The organism is Enterobacter sp. CPE_E1241 (genome assembly GCF_045618265.1).
Taxonomy (GTDB): Bacteria; Pseudomonadota; Gammaproteobacteria; order Enterobacterales; family Enterobacteriaceae; genus Enterobacter; species Enterobacter adelaidei.
This window is the reverse complement of the sequence record NZ_JBIWYV010000001.1, coordinates 634,863-650,166: the sequence shown is the minus strand read 5'-3', so window position 1 is coordinate 650,166 and position 15,304 is coordinate 634,863. Positions and strand designations below refer to the sequence as shown.

General features: G+C 45.9%; 17 protein-coding genes, 1 tRNA gene and 1 pseudogene. 11 read left to right on the top strand and 8 right to left on the bottom strand.

Translation table 11 applies throughout. The annotated features are described in order from the left end of the window. Positions 1-150: 150 nt before the first annotated feature. Together ACJ9Y9_RS03135 and ACJ9Y9_RS03130 are read left to right on the top strand one after the other, a co-directional pair. Positions 151-408, top strand: coding sequence for a DUF6392 family protein (locus ACJ9Y9_RS03135; protein WP_229255524.1), 258 nt, complete (start codon positions 151-153; stop codon positions 406-408). After that, positions 354-614 (top strand): hypothetical protein, encoded by a 261-nt coding sequence (locus ACJ9Y9_RS03130; RefSeq protein ID WP_229255527.1) that lies wholly within the window; start codon positions 354-356, stop codon positions 612-614. The genes ACJ9Y9_RS03135 and ACJ9Y9_RS03130 overlap by 55 nt, the downstream gene beginning before the upstream one ends. A gap of 73 nt (positions 615-687) precedes the next feature. On the opposite strand, the gene ACJ9Y9_RS03125 is transcribed toward ACJ9Y9_RS03130, so the two are convergent. Continuing rightward, the gene (locus ACJ9Y9_RS03125) at positions 688-1,161 is read right to left on the bottom strand and encodes a SymE family type I addiction module toxin (RefSeq protein ID WP_080282756.1); all 474 of its coding nucleotides are present in this window, start codon (positions 1,159-1,161) and stop codon (positions 688-690) included. Positions 1,162-1,461: 300 nt separating this feature from the next. Between ACJ9Y9_RS03125 and ACJ9Y9_RS03120 the strand changes: the two genes are divergently transcribed. The 3 genes from ACJ9Y9_RS03120 to ACJ9Y9_RS03110 all read left to right on the top strand — a co-directional run bounded on the left by ACJ9Y9_RS03120 (position 1,462) and on the right by ACJ9Y9_RS03110 (position 4,821). Further along, positions 1,462-2,340, top strand: a complete 879-nt coding sequence (locus tag ACJ9Y9_RS03120) for a phosphorothioated DNA-binding restriction endonuclease (RefSeq protein ID WP_028016515.1) — start codon at positions 1,462-1,464, stop codon at positions 2,338-2,340. Positions 2,341-2,428: 88 nt separating this feature from the next. Beyond that, complete coding sequence (locus tag ACJ9Y9_RS03115) at positions 2,429-3,940, top strand: ParB/Srx family N-terminal domain-containing protein (RefSeq protein ID WP_032666758.1); 1,512 nt, start codon at positions 2,429-2,431, stop codon at positions 3,938-3,940. Next, entirely contained in the window at positions 3,940-4,821 is an 882-nt protein-coding gene (locus ACJ9Y9_RS03110; RefSeq protein ID WP_028016513.1) for a DNA adenine methylase, read from the top strand. The genes ACJ9Y9_RS03115 and ACJ9Y9_RS03110 overlap by 1 nt, the downstream gene beginning before the upstream one ends. A gap of 371 nt (positions 4,822-5,192) precedes the next feature. Here ACJ9Y9_RS03110 and ACJ9Y9_RS03105 read toward each other — a convergent pair whose 3' ends face one another. Further along, on the bottom strand, positions 5,193-5,954 hold the full coding sequence (locus tag ACJ9Y9_RS03105; RefSeq protein WP_407226064.1) for a hypothetical protein: 762 nt from the start codon (positions 5,952-5,954) through the stop codon (positions 5,193-5,195). Between the two features lie 168 nt (positions 5,955-6,122). After that, on the bottom strand, positions 6,123-6,587 hold the full coding sequence (locus ACJ9Y9_RS03100) for a helix-turn-helix domain-containing protein (RefSeq protein ID WP_407226063.1): 465 nt from the start codon (positions 6,585-6,587) through the stop codon (positions 6,123-6,125). A gap of 240 nt (positions 6,588-6,827) precedes the next feature. Between ACJ9Y9_RS03100 and ACJ9Y9_RS03095 the strand changes: the two genes are divergently transcribed. Then, complete coding sequence (locus tag ACJ9Y9_RS03095) at positions 6,828-7,325, top strand: hypothetical protein (RefSeq protein ID WP_407226062.1); 498 nt, start codon at positions 6,828-6,830, stop codon at positions 7,323-7,325. 34 nt (positions 7,326-7,359) lie between these two features. Continuing rightward, positions 7,360-7,989: a hypothetical protein gene (locus ACJ9Y9_RS03090; protein WP_407226061.1), complete on the top strand. Its 630-nt coding sequence runs from the start codon at positions 7,360-7,362 to the stop codon at positions 7,987-7,989. Positions 7,990-8,003: 14 nt separating this feature from the next. On the opposite strand, the pseudogene ACJ9Y9_RS03085 reads toward ACJ9Y9_RS03090, so the two are convergent. Beyond that, a pseudogene (locus ACJ9Y9_RS03085) lies at positions 8,004-8,137 on the bottom strand (hypothetical protein); the annotation flags it as partial. Between the two features lie 213 nt (positions 8,138-8,350). Continuing rightward, a complete protein-coding gene (locus ACJ9Y9_RS03080) occupies positions 8,351-8,527 on the bottom strand; it encodes a hypothetical protein (protein WP_407226060.1) in 177 nt (58 codons plus the stop codon). A 321-nt stretch (positions 8,528-8,848) separates the two neighbouring features. Between ACJ9Y9_RS03080 and ACJ9Y9_RS03075 the strand changes: the two genes are divergently transcribed. The 4 genes from ACJ9Y9_RS03075 to ACJ9Y9_RS03060 all read left to right on the top strand — a co-directional run bounded on the left by ACJ9Y9_RS03075 (position 8,849) and on the right by ACJ9Y9_RS03060 (position 12,231). Next, positions 8,849-9,391 (top strand): recombinase family protein, encoded by a 543-nt coding sequence (locus ACJ9Y9_RS03075; RefSeq protein ID WP_407226059.1) that lies wholly within the window; start codon positions 8,849-8,851, stop codon positions 9,389-9,391. Between the two features lie 220 nt (positions 9,392-9,611). Next, positions 9,612-10,094, top strand: a complete 483-nt coding sequence (locus ACJ9Y9_RS03070) for a ribbon-helix-helix domain-containing protein (protein WP_335254908.1) — start codon at positions 9,612-9,614, stop codon at positions 10,092-10,094. 350 nt (positions 10,095-10,444) lie between these two features. Next, on the top strand, positions 10,445-11,371 hold the full coding sequence (locus ACJ9Y9_RS03065; RefSeq protein WP_407226058.1) for a hypothetical protein: 927 nt from the start codon (positions 10,445-10,447) through the stop codon (positions 11,369-11,371). 527 nt (positions 11,372-11,898) lie between these two features. After that, a complete protein-coding gene (locus ACJ9Y9_RS03060; protein ID WP_063625295.1) occupies positions 11,899-12,231 on the top strand; it encodes an NIPSNAP family protein in 333 nt (110 codons plus the stop codon). A 134-nt stretch (positions 12,232-12,365) separates the two neighbouring features. Here the strand turns inward: ACJ9Y9_RS03060 and ACJ9Y9_RS03055 are convergent, their stop codons facing one another. The 3 genes from ACJ9Y9_RS03055 to ACJ9Y9_RS03045 all read right to left on the bottom strand — a co-directional run bounded on the left by ACJ9Y9_RS03055 (position 12,366) and on the right by ACJ9Y9_RS03045 (position 15,288). Next, on the bottom strand, positions 12,366-14,276 hold the full coding sequence (locus tag ACJ9Y9_RS03055) for a tyrosine-type recombinase/integrase (RefSeq protein ID WP_407226057.1): 1,911 nt from the start codon (positions 14,274-14,276) through the stop codon (positions 12,366-12,368). Positions 14,277-14,365: 89 nt separating this feature from the next. Further along, positions 14,366-14,450 (bottom strand) — tRNA-Leu (locus ACJ9Y9_RS03050). A gap of 106 nt (positions 14,451-14,556) precedes the next feature. Continuing rightward, a complete protein-coding gene (locus ACJ9Y9_RS03045; protein WP_028016512.1) occupies positions 14,557-15,288 on the bottom strand; it encodes a hypothetical protein in 732 nt (243 codons plus the stop codon). Positions 15,289-15,304: the final 16 nt, after the last annotated feature.

Genomic DNA, 15,304 nt, shown 5'->3' with positions numbered 1-15,304 from the left:
GATTAAATATCTAATGCCCCATTTCTCATTTCGAAAACCTAAGAATTTACATCTGGACGGTACTTTATAGCTCAAAACCCTGAAACGAGAAAAAAAGCTTACGTTTAAACTATAGGGCGGACTTATACAGATGATTACAAACATGAGGCAATGATTGTTTATCCAGGGAAAAGTCATAACGAATTGGTAGATGCAGGATTTATTTCATGGAAAACATATCCAAAGGGACATTCAGGCTCTATGAACCAACACCTGGAAATGGCAAAAGAAGGCATCAATTTAAGTTTTTTGAGAGAAGCTCAAGCCCTTGTTGTGATAAACCTTAAATTGAGGCCGATTTACATATTTGTGGTATGGCCGGCGAAGACCTACTGGAAGACTGCGAAGAAGCTTTTGGCGTTCAGTTAGCCACGGAAGAAGATGGCTATATGAAAACGTTCGCTCTTGCTGAGAACGAGTATCTGTTTACGGGTGAAGGTATAGACTTTTTTGGCATCTGTCGGTTTATCCGCTGGGTACGTGGCATACCCGAACCTGTTATACGCGATTTAACCGTTGGCGAACTTCATGCTGTGCTGGTTAAAGCTGTGAAAGAGCAGGTAAAGCACGAGTGATTTTTACTTACAACGGGCATGGGATGACATGCCCGTTTTATTACTTAAGGGTTACATTAGATGGGAAGCACGGTTACTCCGACATCGCCTTCCCTGTTCCACGCTTAACAGCCGGTATATCACCGGTATCATTCAGCGCCCCTGGAAAGGTCTTCAGCCACTGTGCGACTTTCTGTTTATTTATATTCACCACGCTCATACCTTCCAGGCATCCCCATAATTCTCTTGTATGCTGCGGCGTAATCACAATGCAGTCTTTCATGGCGCGGATTTTCACGGGCATGCCGTTGATAAAGCCTGCACGGGTTAACCAGTCGCCGCCCAGAAGAAGGTATTTCATGTCTATGCGCGCATACAGTTCGCAGCAGGCAGCACTGTCCTGCGGCGTTTCCGCGCGCGGGTGGACGGGCGCCGCGTTAGGCGGGTTGCCGTGTAGGCGACGGGCGCTGTTTTTGCGTACCAGCTCGCGGTTTTCAATCATGCCGGTGAAAGCGTCTGATTCTGTTTTGCAAACCGTAAACTCTGGCTTAAAATTCGTCGCAGCCATTTTCAACTCCTTCATAGTTGTTTGTGGTTAGCGGTATGGGGGTGTTGCAGCACCTTCATATCGCGAATTCTCGATTAAATTCTCTTTGATACTTCCTTTGCCGTTCGGCGTAATTTCTGGTGCCCATTATACAGGGCTGAATATAAATACAGCGGTTTGGTGTGGGGTAAATTTTGAATTTGCGTGGGGGATTCAGGAAATAGGGTTGGGTGCGGTAAGGTCATGTTTTTGTTGATTACGGGTTGATTGGTCTGGATTTTGCGAGCATCATCGCAATTATTTACCTTCTTCCGTAACGCGATGGCTTCCAGCAAAACTCTCGAACAGGCAATTGCCGACATCACCATCTGGCGCAAAGGCGAACAGCGTGCGCCGCATAAACCTTTATTGCTTCTGTACGTGCTTGCGAACTATCAGCATGGGCATGCGCGACTGTTTGATTATGGAACCGAGGTCCACGAGCAGCTGCTTGGCCTGTTAGAACGCTTTGGCCCACAGAGGAAGGCGCATTACCCGAATATGCCTTTCTGGCGGCTCAAAGGGGATGGATTTTGGGATCTGAAGAATACTCAGTTCTGTTCGACCACTGGCAGTAAGCAACCGCCTGTTAAAGAACTTGTGGAACATAACGTTGCAGGCGGGTTTGATGAAGAACACTTTGCGTTGCTGAGTAAGAACAAAAACCTGATCGGCTCGCTGGCGCAGCAGATCCTTGAAGCGCATTTTCCTGAAAGTATTCAGGAAGAGATCGCGGATGAGATGGGTTTTGATATCCAGCAAATCCGTAAGGTTCGCGATCCGCTGTTCCGTCAGCAGGTGCTGCGTGCTTATAACTACGAGTGTGCTATTTGCGGATTTAACATGCGGCATGATGACGCCTCTGTTGGACTTGAAGCCGCGCATATCAAGTGGAAGCAGTTTGGCGGACCGTGTGAGATCCCCAACGGGCTGGCGCTGTGTGCAATTCATCATAAGGCGTTTGATAAAGGATCGATTGGGCTGGATGAGAATATGCGTTTGCTCGTGTCCGAGGCGGTGAATGGGAGTGGGATAGTTGGAAGACTGTTCTGGGATTTTGCTGGGAAGCAGATTGCTCTGCCAATCATAAAAGGCAACTATCCTGGAGAGGGTTTTGTAGAATGGCATCGTAGGGAGGTGTATAAAATGAACTCCTACTGATACTCGATCATTTCTTATTTATCATTATTGCAACAGTATAACCCTTTATCTAATACTACAATTAATAACCATATGGAATATTTATTATATGATTCAAGAACACAATAAATGGTGGGAAAAAAGAGTGCTACGTTCCGTGGATAACCTTAAGTTATGGTCTAATAATCCACGTTTAGATCCCTCAAGTAAGCTCGTTACAGTTCGCGATTTTGTTGAGGAGTTAATATCTGATGACAATGATGAACAAAACTTTTTAACTTTAATGAGATCTATTGCGACACGAGGTTTTCAATCATTCGACCCTGTTGTAGTTTGGCAAAATAAAGATAAAGATTTCGTTGTTGCAGAAGGCAATCGAAGGGTAATGGCCCTGAAACTGTTACGTTCGCCTGATAAAGCCCCAATGTCTATTCGTAAAATTGTTGTCAACCTATCAAGAATGATTGACAGAGACGAGCTGGAGAAAATTAGGGTATGTGTAGCGCCTTCTTACGATGATGCTAGGTGGTATATTTTACAACGTCATTCTTCAGCAAGTAACCTTGTCAGATGGCAACGATTACAACAGCAACGATTTATAATCGATGTCTATGACGCAGAAGGGCAAGATATTGACAAAACCATCGAATACACTGGTTTTAAACGTGCAGCAATAATCGAGGCTTTACGGTATGTAAAAATACGTGATATCGCGACAAGACAAGAAGTGACACAATATCTTACGCATGAAGAAAAAGAGCAAGTCTATAGCCATAAAATTAATATGACTGTATTAGAACGATGGTTCGGGAATAGCCAAGTTCGCGATGCTTGGCATATCGACTTTAATGAGGAGGGTGTTGTAATTAAGGCTGAAATGTCAACTTTTTGTTTTGCTTATGCCAAATTCCTTAAGTTAATGCTAAATAAAAACAATGAGTTAGGGTTCTTGGTCAATACTCGTACCATTGATTCTAGCTTCCAAAAAATATTTGATTTTCTACCTAAAGTAAAAAGTCTAGAAGAAGCAAATAAAGATGATATTCCCCATGCCGGTATTGAGGTTAATCCTACCCCAGCCCCTTCAGACACCCCTGACCCAATCCATGCAGACCCAACAAAAGTTCAGGATCCTAAACCCGAAGATAAGCCAAAGTTAAAAGGTGATCCTAGGCGGCGTCAGTTAACTGATTGCTATCATGAAATATCAACAACTAGCTACAAACTAAAATCACTTTTCAAAGAGTTTCAAAAACTACCAGTATTTATCTATCCTAATGTGACAGCAGCGTCATTACGTATTTTCCTTGAGCTCGCTGTGGATGAATACATTCATTCAAATGATCTGAAGGATAGGCTGTCCAAGTATGAAAAGAAAGGCTACAATGACCTTACACTGCAGCAAAAGCTAAGTACTCTGCGCGGCGAATATATAGACGTAAAAGAGGCTAACAAAGTTATTGATCAGTTACTACATGTAAGCAATGATTACAGTTTGAACACATTGAACGAATACATACATGGAAGCAAAGTTCACAAAGTTGAACCTCAGTTTTTGAATCGCTTCTGGGATATGTTGACACCGCTTTTGGCAGTACTGATAAGTTTGAAGGAAATTTAATGTTTTACTCTCCCTTAAGATACCCAGGTGGAAAGTCCAAGTTAGCAGCATATGTACTGGAAACAATCAAGTTAAACAATCTTGAGGGGGAGTCATATGTCGAACCGTTTGCTGGCGGATGTGCGATTGCTTGGCATTTATTGCTAAATAACCATGTACAGAAAGTATATATAAATGATTTAGATCCGGCTATACATGCGTTTTGGCATTGCGTGTTATATCGCACAGATGAGCTATGTTCATTGATTAAGAGCACTCCAGTGACCATAGATGAATGGCATAAGCAACGTGCAATATATAAAGAAAAAAATAGTGATTTTTTAAAATTAGGATTCGCTACGTTCTTTCTTAACCGAACGAACCGTTCTGGCATTATTAAAGGAGGAGTTATAGGTGGATTAAAGCAAGATGGAAACTATAAATTACATTGTAGATATAATAAAGACAGACTTGTTGAACAAATATTAGCTATAGCAGCCAAAAGAGATTCCATACGTCTAAGCAATATGGATGCTGTTGATTACATTGAAAAATTCATACCCGACATTGATGGCCCAGCATTTATTAATATTGATCCACCTTATTATATAAAGGGGAAAGGTCTTTATCAGAATTTCTTTGAACATGATGACCATTATAAATTATTTGAAAGTGTAGTTAAAATTAAACAACACTGGATTGTCACTTATGATGATACCCCTGAAATCTGTGAGATCTATTCTGATTTTATTCCTGAATCATTCGGATTAACCTACACAGCTCAAAATAAATATAAGGGTTCCGAGCTAATAATTCATTCCAAAAATTTATTAAAGACTGGCTTGAAGCCTGATATTACTTTTAGTGAAATTAAAAAATTAAAGAGAAATGGTTTGCTCTGAACATATTTGTATAATTAATTATAAGTATATGTATTTTTATTACGAATATAATTATATAAAAATAAACATGAAAATATATATTCAAGCAATCTACAAATACTTAAAATTATTTCAAAAAAAGAGATGAATTTTTTTGAAAGGATTTGCTATCTTTTGGTGCCGAAGGCCGGACTCGAACCTAACTCTCCGTAACCTGCTGTTCTCGCGTGCCTATGGATTAAACAGGCAGTAATTGTAGGATCTTTTTGTTAGAAGAACCACATGAAGCGTTTACCCTTCCTCGGCCTTGTTACATCAGCAACAAGAAGCTAGGTGTCTAAGCATTTTCCCTGACCTGTCATCGCAGGAGGAAGCAATGTAGAAGTCATGGCTCACAATGGGCACTTCTCTAGGGTTCTGCAAAAAAAGTAGTTTCTAGAAGAGGAAATCGAAACACGGTTCAACTCCCGCACTTGGTGGACATCAATTCTACTGTCTAATGTATTAGCAAAGAAAGCATGTTTAGGAGAAACTGGAATAAAAGGCTCTAAGCCAAAGCCATCCCCCGGGTAATAATCGGCGACTAAGAACTCCCCTCTTTTCGCTGTTAATAACCCCCACTTAATACTCCCTATTTCATGGTAGATCTTAGCCAGCATTACTTGAATCTCAATGCCTGACGCAAGATGGTGCAACAGCCCATCATTTTCTAATATGAAGCTATATCCATTTTTTTCCAGAACCTCTTGTTTATCAATAGATAAATGATGGCCGAGTTCCTTGCTGAAATGCACATCATGCCTCGCCTTATCTCTTGCAAGCCCTCGCAAGCGCCACAAGTGATAATAGCGGCTAATGTCGTCATGCCTTCTATCACCAAAAGGAGTATCGATGTTGTCTATCGCATTAAAAAAAGCAGTTTCGACACTGAGCATATAGCCTTTTTCAGACCGTTCATCCCATGCTCGTTTAGCACAAAACATTGCGGCGTCTGGTTTACGCTGCACCCATCGAGAAAGAGTTTTATCAAAAACAGAGACTGTCCCCTTTTCATCTGTAAACTTTCTTATGCAATGTGCCGCATGGATATGCTGATCAACGGTTAACTGATGAGGGTTTCTCTTTTGGACTCTTCTAAAAGTTGGCTGTGTCATGAGGACTCTTAATCTTCAAGTGATACGTAACGCCTATGTAATGCACCTGTATTTTGATGTTTAAATGGCTCTTACAAAAGGATGAGCCTGATTCGAAGGTGGGTAATCCCCTGCAAAAGAATACTGTTCATTAATACAGCATCCAGAATTTATTAACTTACATTAACGTCACTTTCTCAGTTTGTCCCAACGAACCGCAGATACGATCCCCCAATTGCCGCTAGGATTGGGTCTACGCCATTTTGCGGTCTGCATACTACGGAGATACTCAAGAGCCTCGGAAAACGTGCCAAAACGCTTCTGAGCCGCTTTATCACCTACGCCAAACGAACCATCGCGGGTGCTCGCCAGTCCGGGATGAAAGCACGAGCCATCGGCCGCGTATGGAACCAACAGATCTAGGTCATTATTTTCAGATGATTCAGGCGCTAACAACTGCCACGGCTCAACACTGAGAGCGTTAGCCAGCACCTCAATCGCATCCAGAGATGCATTAGAACCACCGCGTTCAATACGGCTCATATAGCTACGTGCGAACCCACACCGATCAGCAAACGCTTCCTGGCTCATTCCGGTGGCAATGCGCAGTTCTTTTACCCGCTCGCCAAACTGTATTCTCAGGGATTTTTTCATGCACTGAATGTGCAATTTTGACCACTGTAAGGCCACGCTCCATATGAGACATTTTGAATCTATTCTCGCGTCAGTGAGCTTAGTCACTCGCATTCATCGCCTGTATAATGACAATCCTCATTGATTCAAAAAAAACACCAATAGTGACATTTAAAACCCAACAAGTATGATGATCGTCATCGGTTGGGCGTCACCAGCGTTCGCTATCAGGCGCGATGTGTTTTGGAAAGTGAGGGAATCATGGCGGGAACAGACTTGTTATTACCGATGTCAGCGGGAGCTGCGCTTAGCTGGGCCAGCTATAGTGTGGTTGCTCATGTTGTATCAAAACGGCAGATCAGCACGCTACGCGCAATTGTATGGGGGGCTATGGGCACTCTCTCATTGGTGCTGGGCGTATGCGCCTTTTCCGCTGTAGGTGCAGAACAACCGCTAACAAAACAAAATGCCTCATGTTCAGGTAACAGCCCGGAATGCTATGCGAAAACGCACCATAACCCGGTCAGGGAGTGCAAGCAGGTAATGGACAAGAAAGCGACGTTTCGCCATATTTGGCAGAAAAGTGAAGCACTGCCAGTTTTCGGAACTTACTTGTGGCATGATGAGAAAAAGAAAACGATTCAAGTATTTGGAAATCAGGCTAACGCCATTAACAGTCTGGGAATGCTAACACCGCTTCAATATTTTTGTGTTTTCAACGCAGATACGGGTAAGGTTATAGCGGCATCGTTCGAATAGAATCCATCATCATATATATAAGGTAAGCATGGGCATGGCAGGCATCGGATATTCTATTAGAAAATCAATCGACGATTTTGAATTAGGCGACCTTGACGGCGCAATGATGCATGCATGTAATGCATTTGATGGAACATCCAGAAAACTGCATCCAGAAATGCGAAAACACCAACGCAGATTCACCCAAACACTCAGAGAGCACTACTACATTTTTGGGCCAATGGCTCTGCCTAATATAAATTTAGAAACGACGTTCTGGCCCGCCAAGGTAAACGATCAGCAAAAAACTACTGATAGACCAGATATCGCTGACTTAGTATACGGCATACACAGGTGCACTCATGGTCATGGAGATGAGTTGCCAGAAGGTTTTGAACTCATTTCTGACGCCAGTAATAAGGCAAGCACTACGAGTATCATTGCAAGCGCGGGTAAGATTCGCCTTTCTGACAGAACTATTTTCGGGTTACTCGGCATTGCTGTTCTTTGCCCACTCAACAGCGGGCTGCAGGTTCCAGATGGATACCACCTCACTTTCGCAGGAGAAGTTCTGATGATCAATGATTGGTGGGGAAGAGCCGCAGACTTCAAAACGCTAGTGGAAAAACAAAATCTCATCAGTGTAAAACTTGATTTAGAAGATTGGTTTAAGGAAATTAATTAGTCCATCTTTCCCCTTCACCCATTCAGCACTGCGACAATCGTCGCTCTGGAAACGCCATATTCACGCGCCAATGAGCTGACACTCCTGCCGCTTTCTTGTCCAGAATCGCCTTACGAGCTTCAGAGCCGATCTTCGACGGCCTGCCCAAGCTCCAGCTGTTGATTCTCAGTATCCTGCTACGATGTCGAAACATGTCCGTAGCCAAAAACTGCCATAGTCATCTCCTCATCCGACCCTGCCAGAAAACGGTGATGAAAATAGGATGGCCTGCCAAAAAAGCCAAGGCTAGTTTTCCAACAGTGTGAAAGCGTGCGACTGGAAGATGCCAGAAAACGGTCTTTTTTTGGCTACGCTTTACGATTTATAACCCCGAGCGTTTACTTATTTCTGCATCAATGGCATCTATAGCTTCCGTAATTTTATCTAATGCTGGCGAGCCAGGAATAATTTTCGAGCATTCATCATATGTGCTTTGTAACCGCTTGCGTTCCTCTTGAAGAATCGGAAGCGCTCGCTCATCTATAGGTAGTAAAGTCATTTTTATTTCCTCTTAAAATTAAACCAAGGCGTTTCAGATTTATCGGCTTCTGCGCGAGGATCTTTAATTTAACTCACTGCATCATACCCAAAATGAAGTCGTGATGAGGTTCAACAAATCGTCTATAGCGATGTCTCAGGCCGAACAGCCGGATAAGTTGAACGTGAAAAGAGGATTCCCTAGATTTGCCAGCGTTGTAAAATAGCACGCTAGATCACTACACATAAAATCGACCCAAAGTGTAGTAATTTGCCTTCAATTAAGTAACACAGTGTTGTATATTAAAGCTTGAAAGGCAAATTACCACAACAAGGGTAAGCTATGGCTAATATCGGTTATGTTCGTGTATCAAGTGTTCAGCAGAACACAGAGCGCCAGTTAAACGGCGTTGTGCTCGATAAAATCTTTGAAGAAAAAAGCAGCGGCAAAAACACCGACCGAGCACAATTTGCCGCAATGATGGACTATTTGCGGGAGGACGATGTGTTGCACGTTCATAGCATTGACCGCCTTTGCCGTAATACTGCTGACCTACTGGCAACCGTCGAAAAGCTGGCACAGCGCGGCGTTGTGGTGCAGTTTCATAAGGAGGGTTTTAAAACTGGCGACAATAACCCTGTAGGCAACATGATGTTAACCGTATTGGCTGCCGTGGCACAGATGGAACGCGAAACGATGTTACAGCGCCAGAAAGAGGGCTATGAAGCAGCAAAAGCAGCAGGGCGTATTGCCGGACGAGGTAAAAGTGCCACAATCGATCGGGAAGCGGTCAAGGCTGATTTAACCGCTGGTCTATCCATCCGCAAGGCCGCCGAGAAACACGGGATAAGCACAAAAACGGTCATGACCATCAAGTCAGAATAAAAGCCACCACGCCTCACAGAACGCCACCATATTGCTATGGTGGCGTTTTTGCATCCTGATTATATAACGCACCACCGATATAGTCAGAACGCTCCATGACAGCAAAACCATGCAAGTTTCAACATTCCACCCGAGCTAAAACTTATATTAGTGAATATATATATTTGCTTTTATATGTTTCAGGTATATAGTTTCATTAGTGATTATTTCGAGGTGAAACATGAAAAAGATCTTAAAAACGCGCAATGCAGAGCTTGCCGGGATTGGGCGCACATCATTCCGGTTAGAAGACACCACTTGGACAGCGCTCGATATGCTGGCGGCAAAGCGCGGTATTCGTTGGCAGGATTGGGCGAGTGAAGTGTTGGCGACACAGCCTGATGCGCCAAACAGGACAGCTCTGATACGTGCAGCACTGGCTGATGAGTTAATGGCTGAGCGGATTGTTCCCCTAACGGAAGCTGGATCAGTTGAAGCAGACACCCATCATGAGATTATCGGCAACGGCTACTGGCGGATTAATGACGAGCAACTCCAGAGCGAGCTAGACGGCGCAACCATCGTCACACGTGATAACTCATTTGCGGCGTTTACCTTACTGACTGGTTACAGAGACAAAAGCTACGGCGGATCACCATTCGTGATCATCCAGAACGAGCTACGCGGTCAGCTACATCTCATGATCGCTCCAGACGTTGATTAAGGAGGAAACAATGAAAGTTAAAACTCTTTCAGCAAGTGAGACGGCTTACTTTTTGAGAGCCAAGCTAGGCGACGTCAGGGCATGGGATGATTTATTAGCGGATATGCGGCGCGGGAGGGCTAGCTATCACGGTGAGTTCTTACTTCCTGTCGGAAGGTATTCCGCCACTCGCCACCCTCGCCCAGTTTATCTATTTAGTGAAGTATGTGAGTTCGTCGAAAAAGTCTCACGCCTTTGCCCTCCCCCCGCCAAGCCGCACATGCTGTCTATGCTTGAGGTTGACATTGACCTCACCGATAAGCGGCATTGGAGCGTTCGCCCTCCAATAGCGACGAGCTGAAAGGCTGGCAATGAACAACTATCAACAAACAGCGGATTCAGCCTTGAAGCAATTCAGGGCTACCGCCGTCATCGACTGGCTCGACGTTGAGATTCGCACCGAACGCCCAACACAGCACCAACACATCCGCAGAGCGCTGAGAGAGATAACGAGCGTTAATCGCTGGTGGGTTGAGGCAATCGACATGCAGCCAGGTGATGTTACTGACACATTCCGCATTCGCTTTCATGACAAGCTGGCGAACAACTATCAGCAGCTCCGTGCTGCGCTCCATGCGTTAGCCAGACGGTTCACGTTTGCAACCGAACCGACTATTGCCGGGATAGAGATCAGTTGTGACTTTTGGCATAAACAACAGTCAGTTGAAGCAACACGCGCCTTTACATATCGGATGCAAACAAGCCTGTTCGCTCCGAGCACCAATCATCGCCAATACAACGGCGACAACAACAGTAACCAATTTCTTGATAAGCCCGGCAATCGTATCAACCCGATGTATAACCTGCGGATTGGCAACGAAGATGACGCCATTTCATGGCAGTGCTATCACAAACGGACCGACAAGAAGCAGCCGCTGCCGCTTCATGAGCAACGTGCTCGCATAGAGGTGACATTGCAGGGTGACGCGCTACAGCAATACGGCTTCGGTCTTCTCTCCGGGCTGCAACACTTCCCGTTTGAAACACTCGCCAGTCTTTTCACATTCCGCCGTCCGATAGCTGCGGCACAGATGGCAAAAGGGGATCTGTTTCGGCTCGTTTCAATCAACTGGATACGCTCATACAGGGATGCAACGACGGAACGAGGCATTCACTCGTTCAGCACTGTAGGACAACGCGACAAGAAAGGCAGAACGCGGACAGAGAGTAGTCACCTGACAGCAGACAAAGAACTGAGTAACAGGATTAGAGCAGCATTGCGAAACCTACGCCCGTGAATATCCATTCCAAAAAAGTGTGCGGATTTTGGAGCGGTGATCCGCTTGCTGACTGGGCTGACGTGCAGTGACCTAATAACTTAAATACATACAGCCGCTAACCAACTACGTTTACACACAACAACAGGTAACAGGGAAAACAGGAAGTGAGAAGCGGAGCCGCGAACTTCACCAACAAGCTGTCAGGGATATGACCGCTGAAAAGTGAAGAGTCTTAGGTTTTACCATCTCCCTTCTTGGCGAAGAAGTTAAAAACTTCGGAGTTTGAAAAACAAAACCTTATACTTGGATTACTGGCAATTATTCTCAGCCAGACGCATCACTATAGCACCACGGCTTTTTTACCGTGAAATATGCCATCCTGATAAAAAAACTCGCCAGAGAGCCTTACAGCGCGTTTGAACCACATATCGCGGCTTCTGCTTACGAATAGCTGTCTGATTAGTAGTAGCTTCATGGTCCAGTCCGGTTTACTTTATATTGCTAACAACAAGGGAGCCGTCCAGAGGCGACACGGAGATAATGCTTTGAGAACCGTCGAGATACTGCAATACACCTTGCACAAAGGCACCGGAACTGCTTTTCACACCATAATGCAGGACATCAGCGTGCCCCTACACCAACGCCACGGGATCGATGTAGTATCGTTTGGTAACTCACTGCATGACACGGATTGCTATTACCTGATTCGCGCCTTTGACAGCGCTGAAAGCATGGCTGCGGTTCTCAATGCTTTTTACGCAAGCGCTGACTGGCGCAGCGGCCCGCGCGAAGACATCGTTGGCAGTATAGAGACCAGCATTAAAACAGTGATGAACCTGCCGCCGGAAAGCGTGGAAGGGCTACGGGTGCAATCGTAGGTTAACGGGCTTCACCTGACGCGTTTTGAGCACCGCCAAATTCAGCACTATGCAATCCACCACCCTCAATGAAAAATGCGCCAGGGAGCTTCCCAGCGCATTCAAGCATCACTCAACTGAATACTAACCCCGGATTAGTCTGTTTGTTTGCTTCTTTTTCTTCGCAGTGCATCTCTGACAGCATCCAACCCGTCAAAAATGTTGAATTTCGCTATAACAGGTAACGAAAAATCAATTTTCTCGACAACTTCAATCATATGAACCGGTTTGAGGTCTTTGCTATACCGCACTTCTGTTTCAGTTTCACCTCGCACATGTCCGACTAACTGCGCACGTAGTTCCGGGCTGACGCCCTTCTCTTTAAGTAAGGTTGAGACAGTGTGGCGAAACGAGTGAAAAGACTTGGTTCTGTTCCTCTCGAGTTTCAATCGACGTGCCAACAGCGATTCATTGAACCATGCGGAAACCGGTCTACCATAGCCTTTAGTTTTATGCGGCTTGAGTTCGGGGAACAGGCGGACATACCCGGCATCTTTTAAGGCGTTCACGTAGTCTATAAAACCGAGATCAATAAGCGTGGAGTGAATCGGAATTTTGCGACGAGCATTAGCGTTTTTTAGTTTCTTGCCGTTTTCACTATCGCTTTCAAGGTTCAAGTAGTAAACACCGTCTTCTGCCAGAACATCATCCAGCAGCAATTGCGCAATTTCATTAACTCGCGCCCCCGTCAGCACCCCCAGTAAAGGTGTCCAAAAGTGAAACGGGCAATATTGATGAAATCGCCCTTGCACGTTACGTTCACCGGTTCCAGCCACGAACCACGGAAGTGAAAAAATCGCCTCAATTTCATGCGGTTCAAACACGTCAGTATGATCCTGGTCTCGCTCGTCTTTATCATCGCGCGGGAAAAAGTTTTCGCATGGCGATTTCAGTAGCTTACCGTCAGCAACAGCCCACTTCATTGCACCATAAATGCCGTTGATATACTTCCTGACGGATTCCTCAGTCATCAATTTATCGCCGCATTCTGCCGATTTGGTGATTAAATCATCCAGCGTTTTCACTCCATATTTAGCTTTGACTAAATTACGGTTTGCCGGGATCGTGCGCAGTTTGCTCTCATAAGCCCGGAGGAAATCGCGATCAAAATCCTCCAACTGAATGTCACCCATCGCTTCGATCATAAAGCCGAAGTAGTTACGGATATCACTTATAGCCGACTCCGATATCTTGCCCTTGCGCCGATGCTTTAGATATTCAGAACATAACCACGACAGGCTCTTGGTGTAATACTTTCGATTAACATACTCGTTATCGATAGTAGAGACCGGTGCGGCAAGAGGCACGGTAGGATGAACGCTAGCGGCTGGAGGCGTAGTCTTAGCCAGCCAATCAAGCCTTAGGCTTTCTGCATGGACTTTATTGATCAACAGCGTATCGGGTTTAATAACCGGGCAACCGGAGGTGAAAAACCAACCGCCTTTAACGTCGCTTCCAGCAGTTTTGAACACCGAAGCTTCTGAATAACCGTCGCTAATAATGTTACGTAAATGCGCTGGTTGCGCAGTGAGTTGCAGATAGCCTTTAGCAACCCCCTCGATACCCTGCTCTTCGCCATAATTAAGAACGTAACTGCCATCAAGCGGGTCCAGCTCAGCCTCAGAGAGCGCTGCAACATAAAAACCAGCCTGCCCCGTCGCAAGCCAGAATACGGGCAGATTGCGGTTCATCACCGCCTGTATTAATTGCGCAACAGGCAACTCAACTGACTGAGCAAAGTTGGAAAGCGAGATCATGCCCTCACCAGCAAGCAGCGGAGCGCTGTCACTTAACGTTCGATAATCCAATTGTTCATACTCTTGTAAGGTCTGATACCAGACCGCCAACAGGAGCGCGGACTTCTGCTTTGCTTCATGAAGATCGTGAGTGCCTGTTGAAGTGTGAATCTCACACTGTCCTGCGTATCGACGAAAACGTTGGGGAACGCTAATGCGGACAACATAAATGCCGCTGGTTCGACGATAGAGTTTATATCGATGAGACATCGCCTCGTATACCCTTTTGTAATAGGGCAACGCGATATTGAGGTCTAGAAACAAAAAAATCCTTACAAAAGAAGGATTTAATTGAGTCTTGGTGCCGAAGGCCGGACTCGAACCGGCACGTATTTCTACGGTTGATTTTGAATCAACTGCGTCTACCGATTTCGCCACTTCGGCACTGAAGGGGATGCGGAAACGTTGTGGATTATACCTGTCGCGCGCCGCCATGCAAGCGGCGACGCGCTAAACCCGCGCTAAGTGCCCAAAAAACCAGCGCCCTTCATCAATCCAGCTCCGAAACCGCCAGCCGAATCACTCTCGCCGCCTTCTGCTCCGGCAGCGCCAGCACCTTGGCCCACATCTCCTGCACCATATCGCAGGAGAGCTTCTCTTTGCCCACCGCCTTATCCGGCATCTCCAGCAGTTGGATGTCCTCGCCATACTTATCGGCAAGTTCCTTCATAATAGGCCGCACATCCTCGACTGCCGCCTCGCGTTCGGCCGGGGTCACGGTGTGGCTGTTTTTGCCGTAGGCTGCGCGCATCATGTCGGCGTCGGCCTGCATACGGCGGGCCATCATCTGTTGATCCAGCACGCGCATCGGGTTGACGCCGCCTTTCACCGCCGGGTACATGAAGCGGAAACAGGCGTCGTCACTCACCTTCTGGATGGCGGCAGTCTGCTCCATGTTGACCTTCATATATTCCACCACGTTGGCGTCCGGGGCATGCTGCAGGCGTGACATCTGCAGGGTCAAAATCTGCGGCTGGATGACGTCGATAATGTGCTGTTCAGACTCGCCCGCTTTCTGCATGGTGAGGATCTGCTCGCGGATGCGTTTCTGGAACGCGGGTTCCTGCTCTTTAATCACCTGCCAGGCGGGCATCGTGTTGAGGGTGGTATCAAGCTGCTGTTCGGGGGTGCGCTGCATACGCTGTTTGTCGAAGTACACCCAGAACGCCACGGCGGCGGCCGCGATGACGACAATGACAATACGGGTCCACGTTTTATTCATCTCGCATCCTTATCCT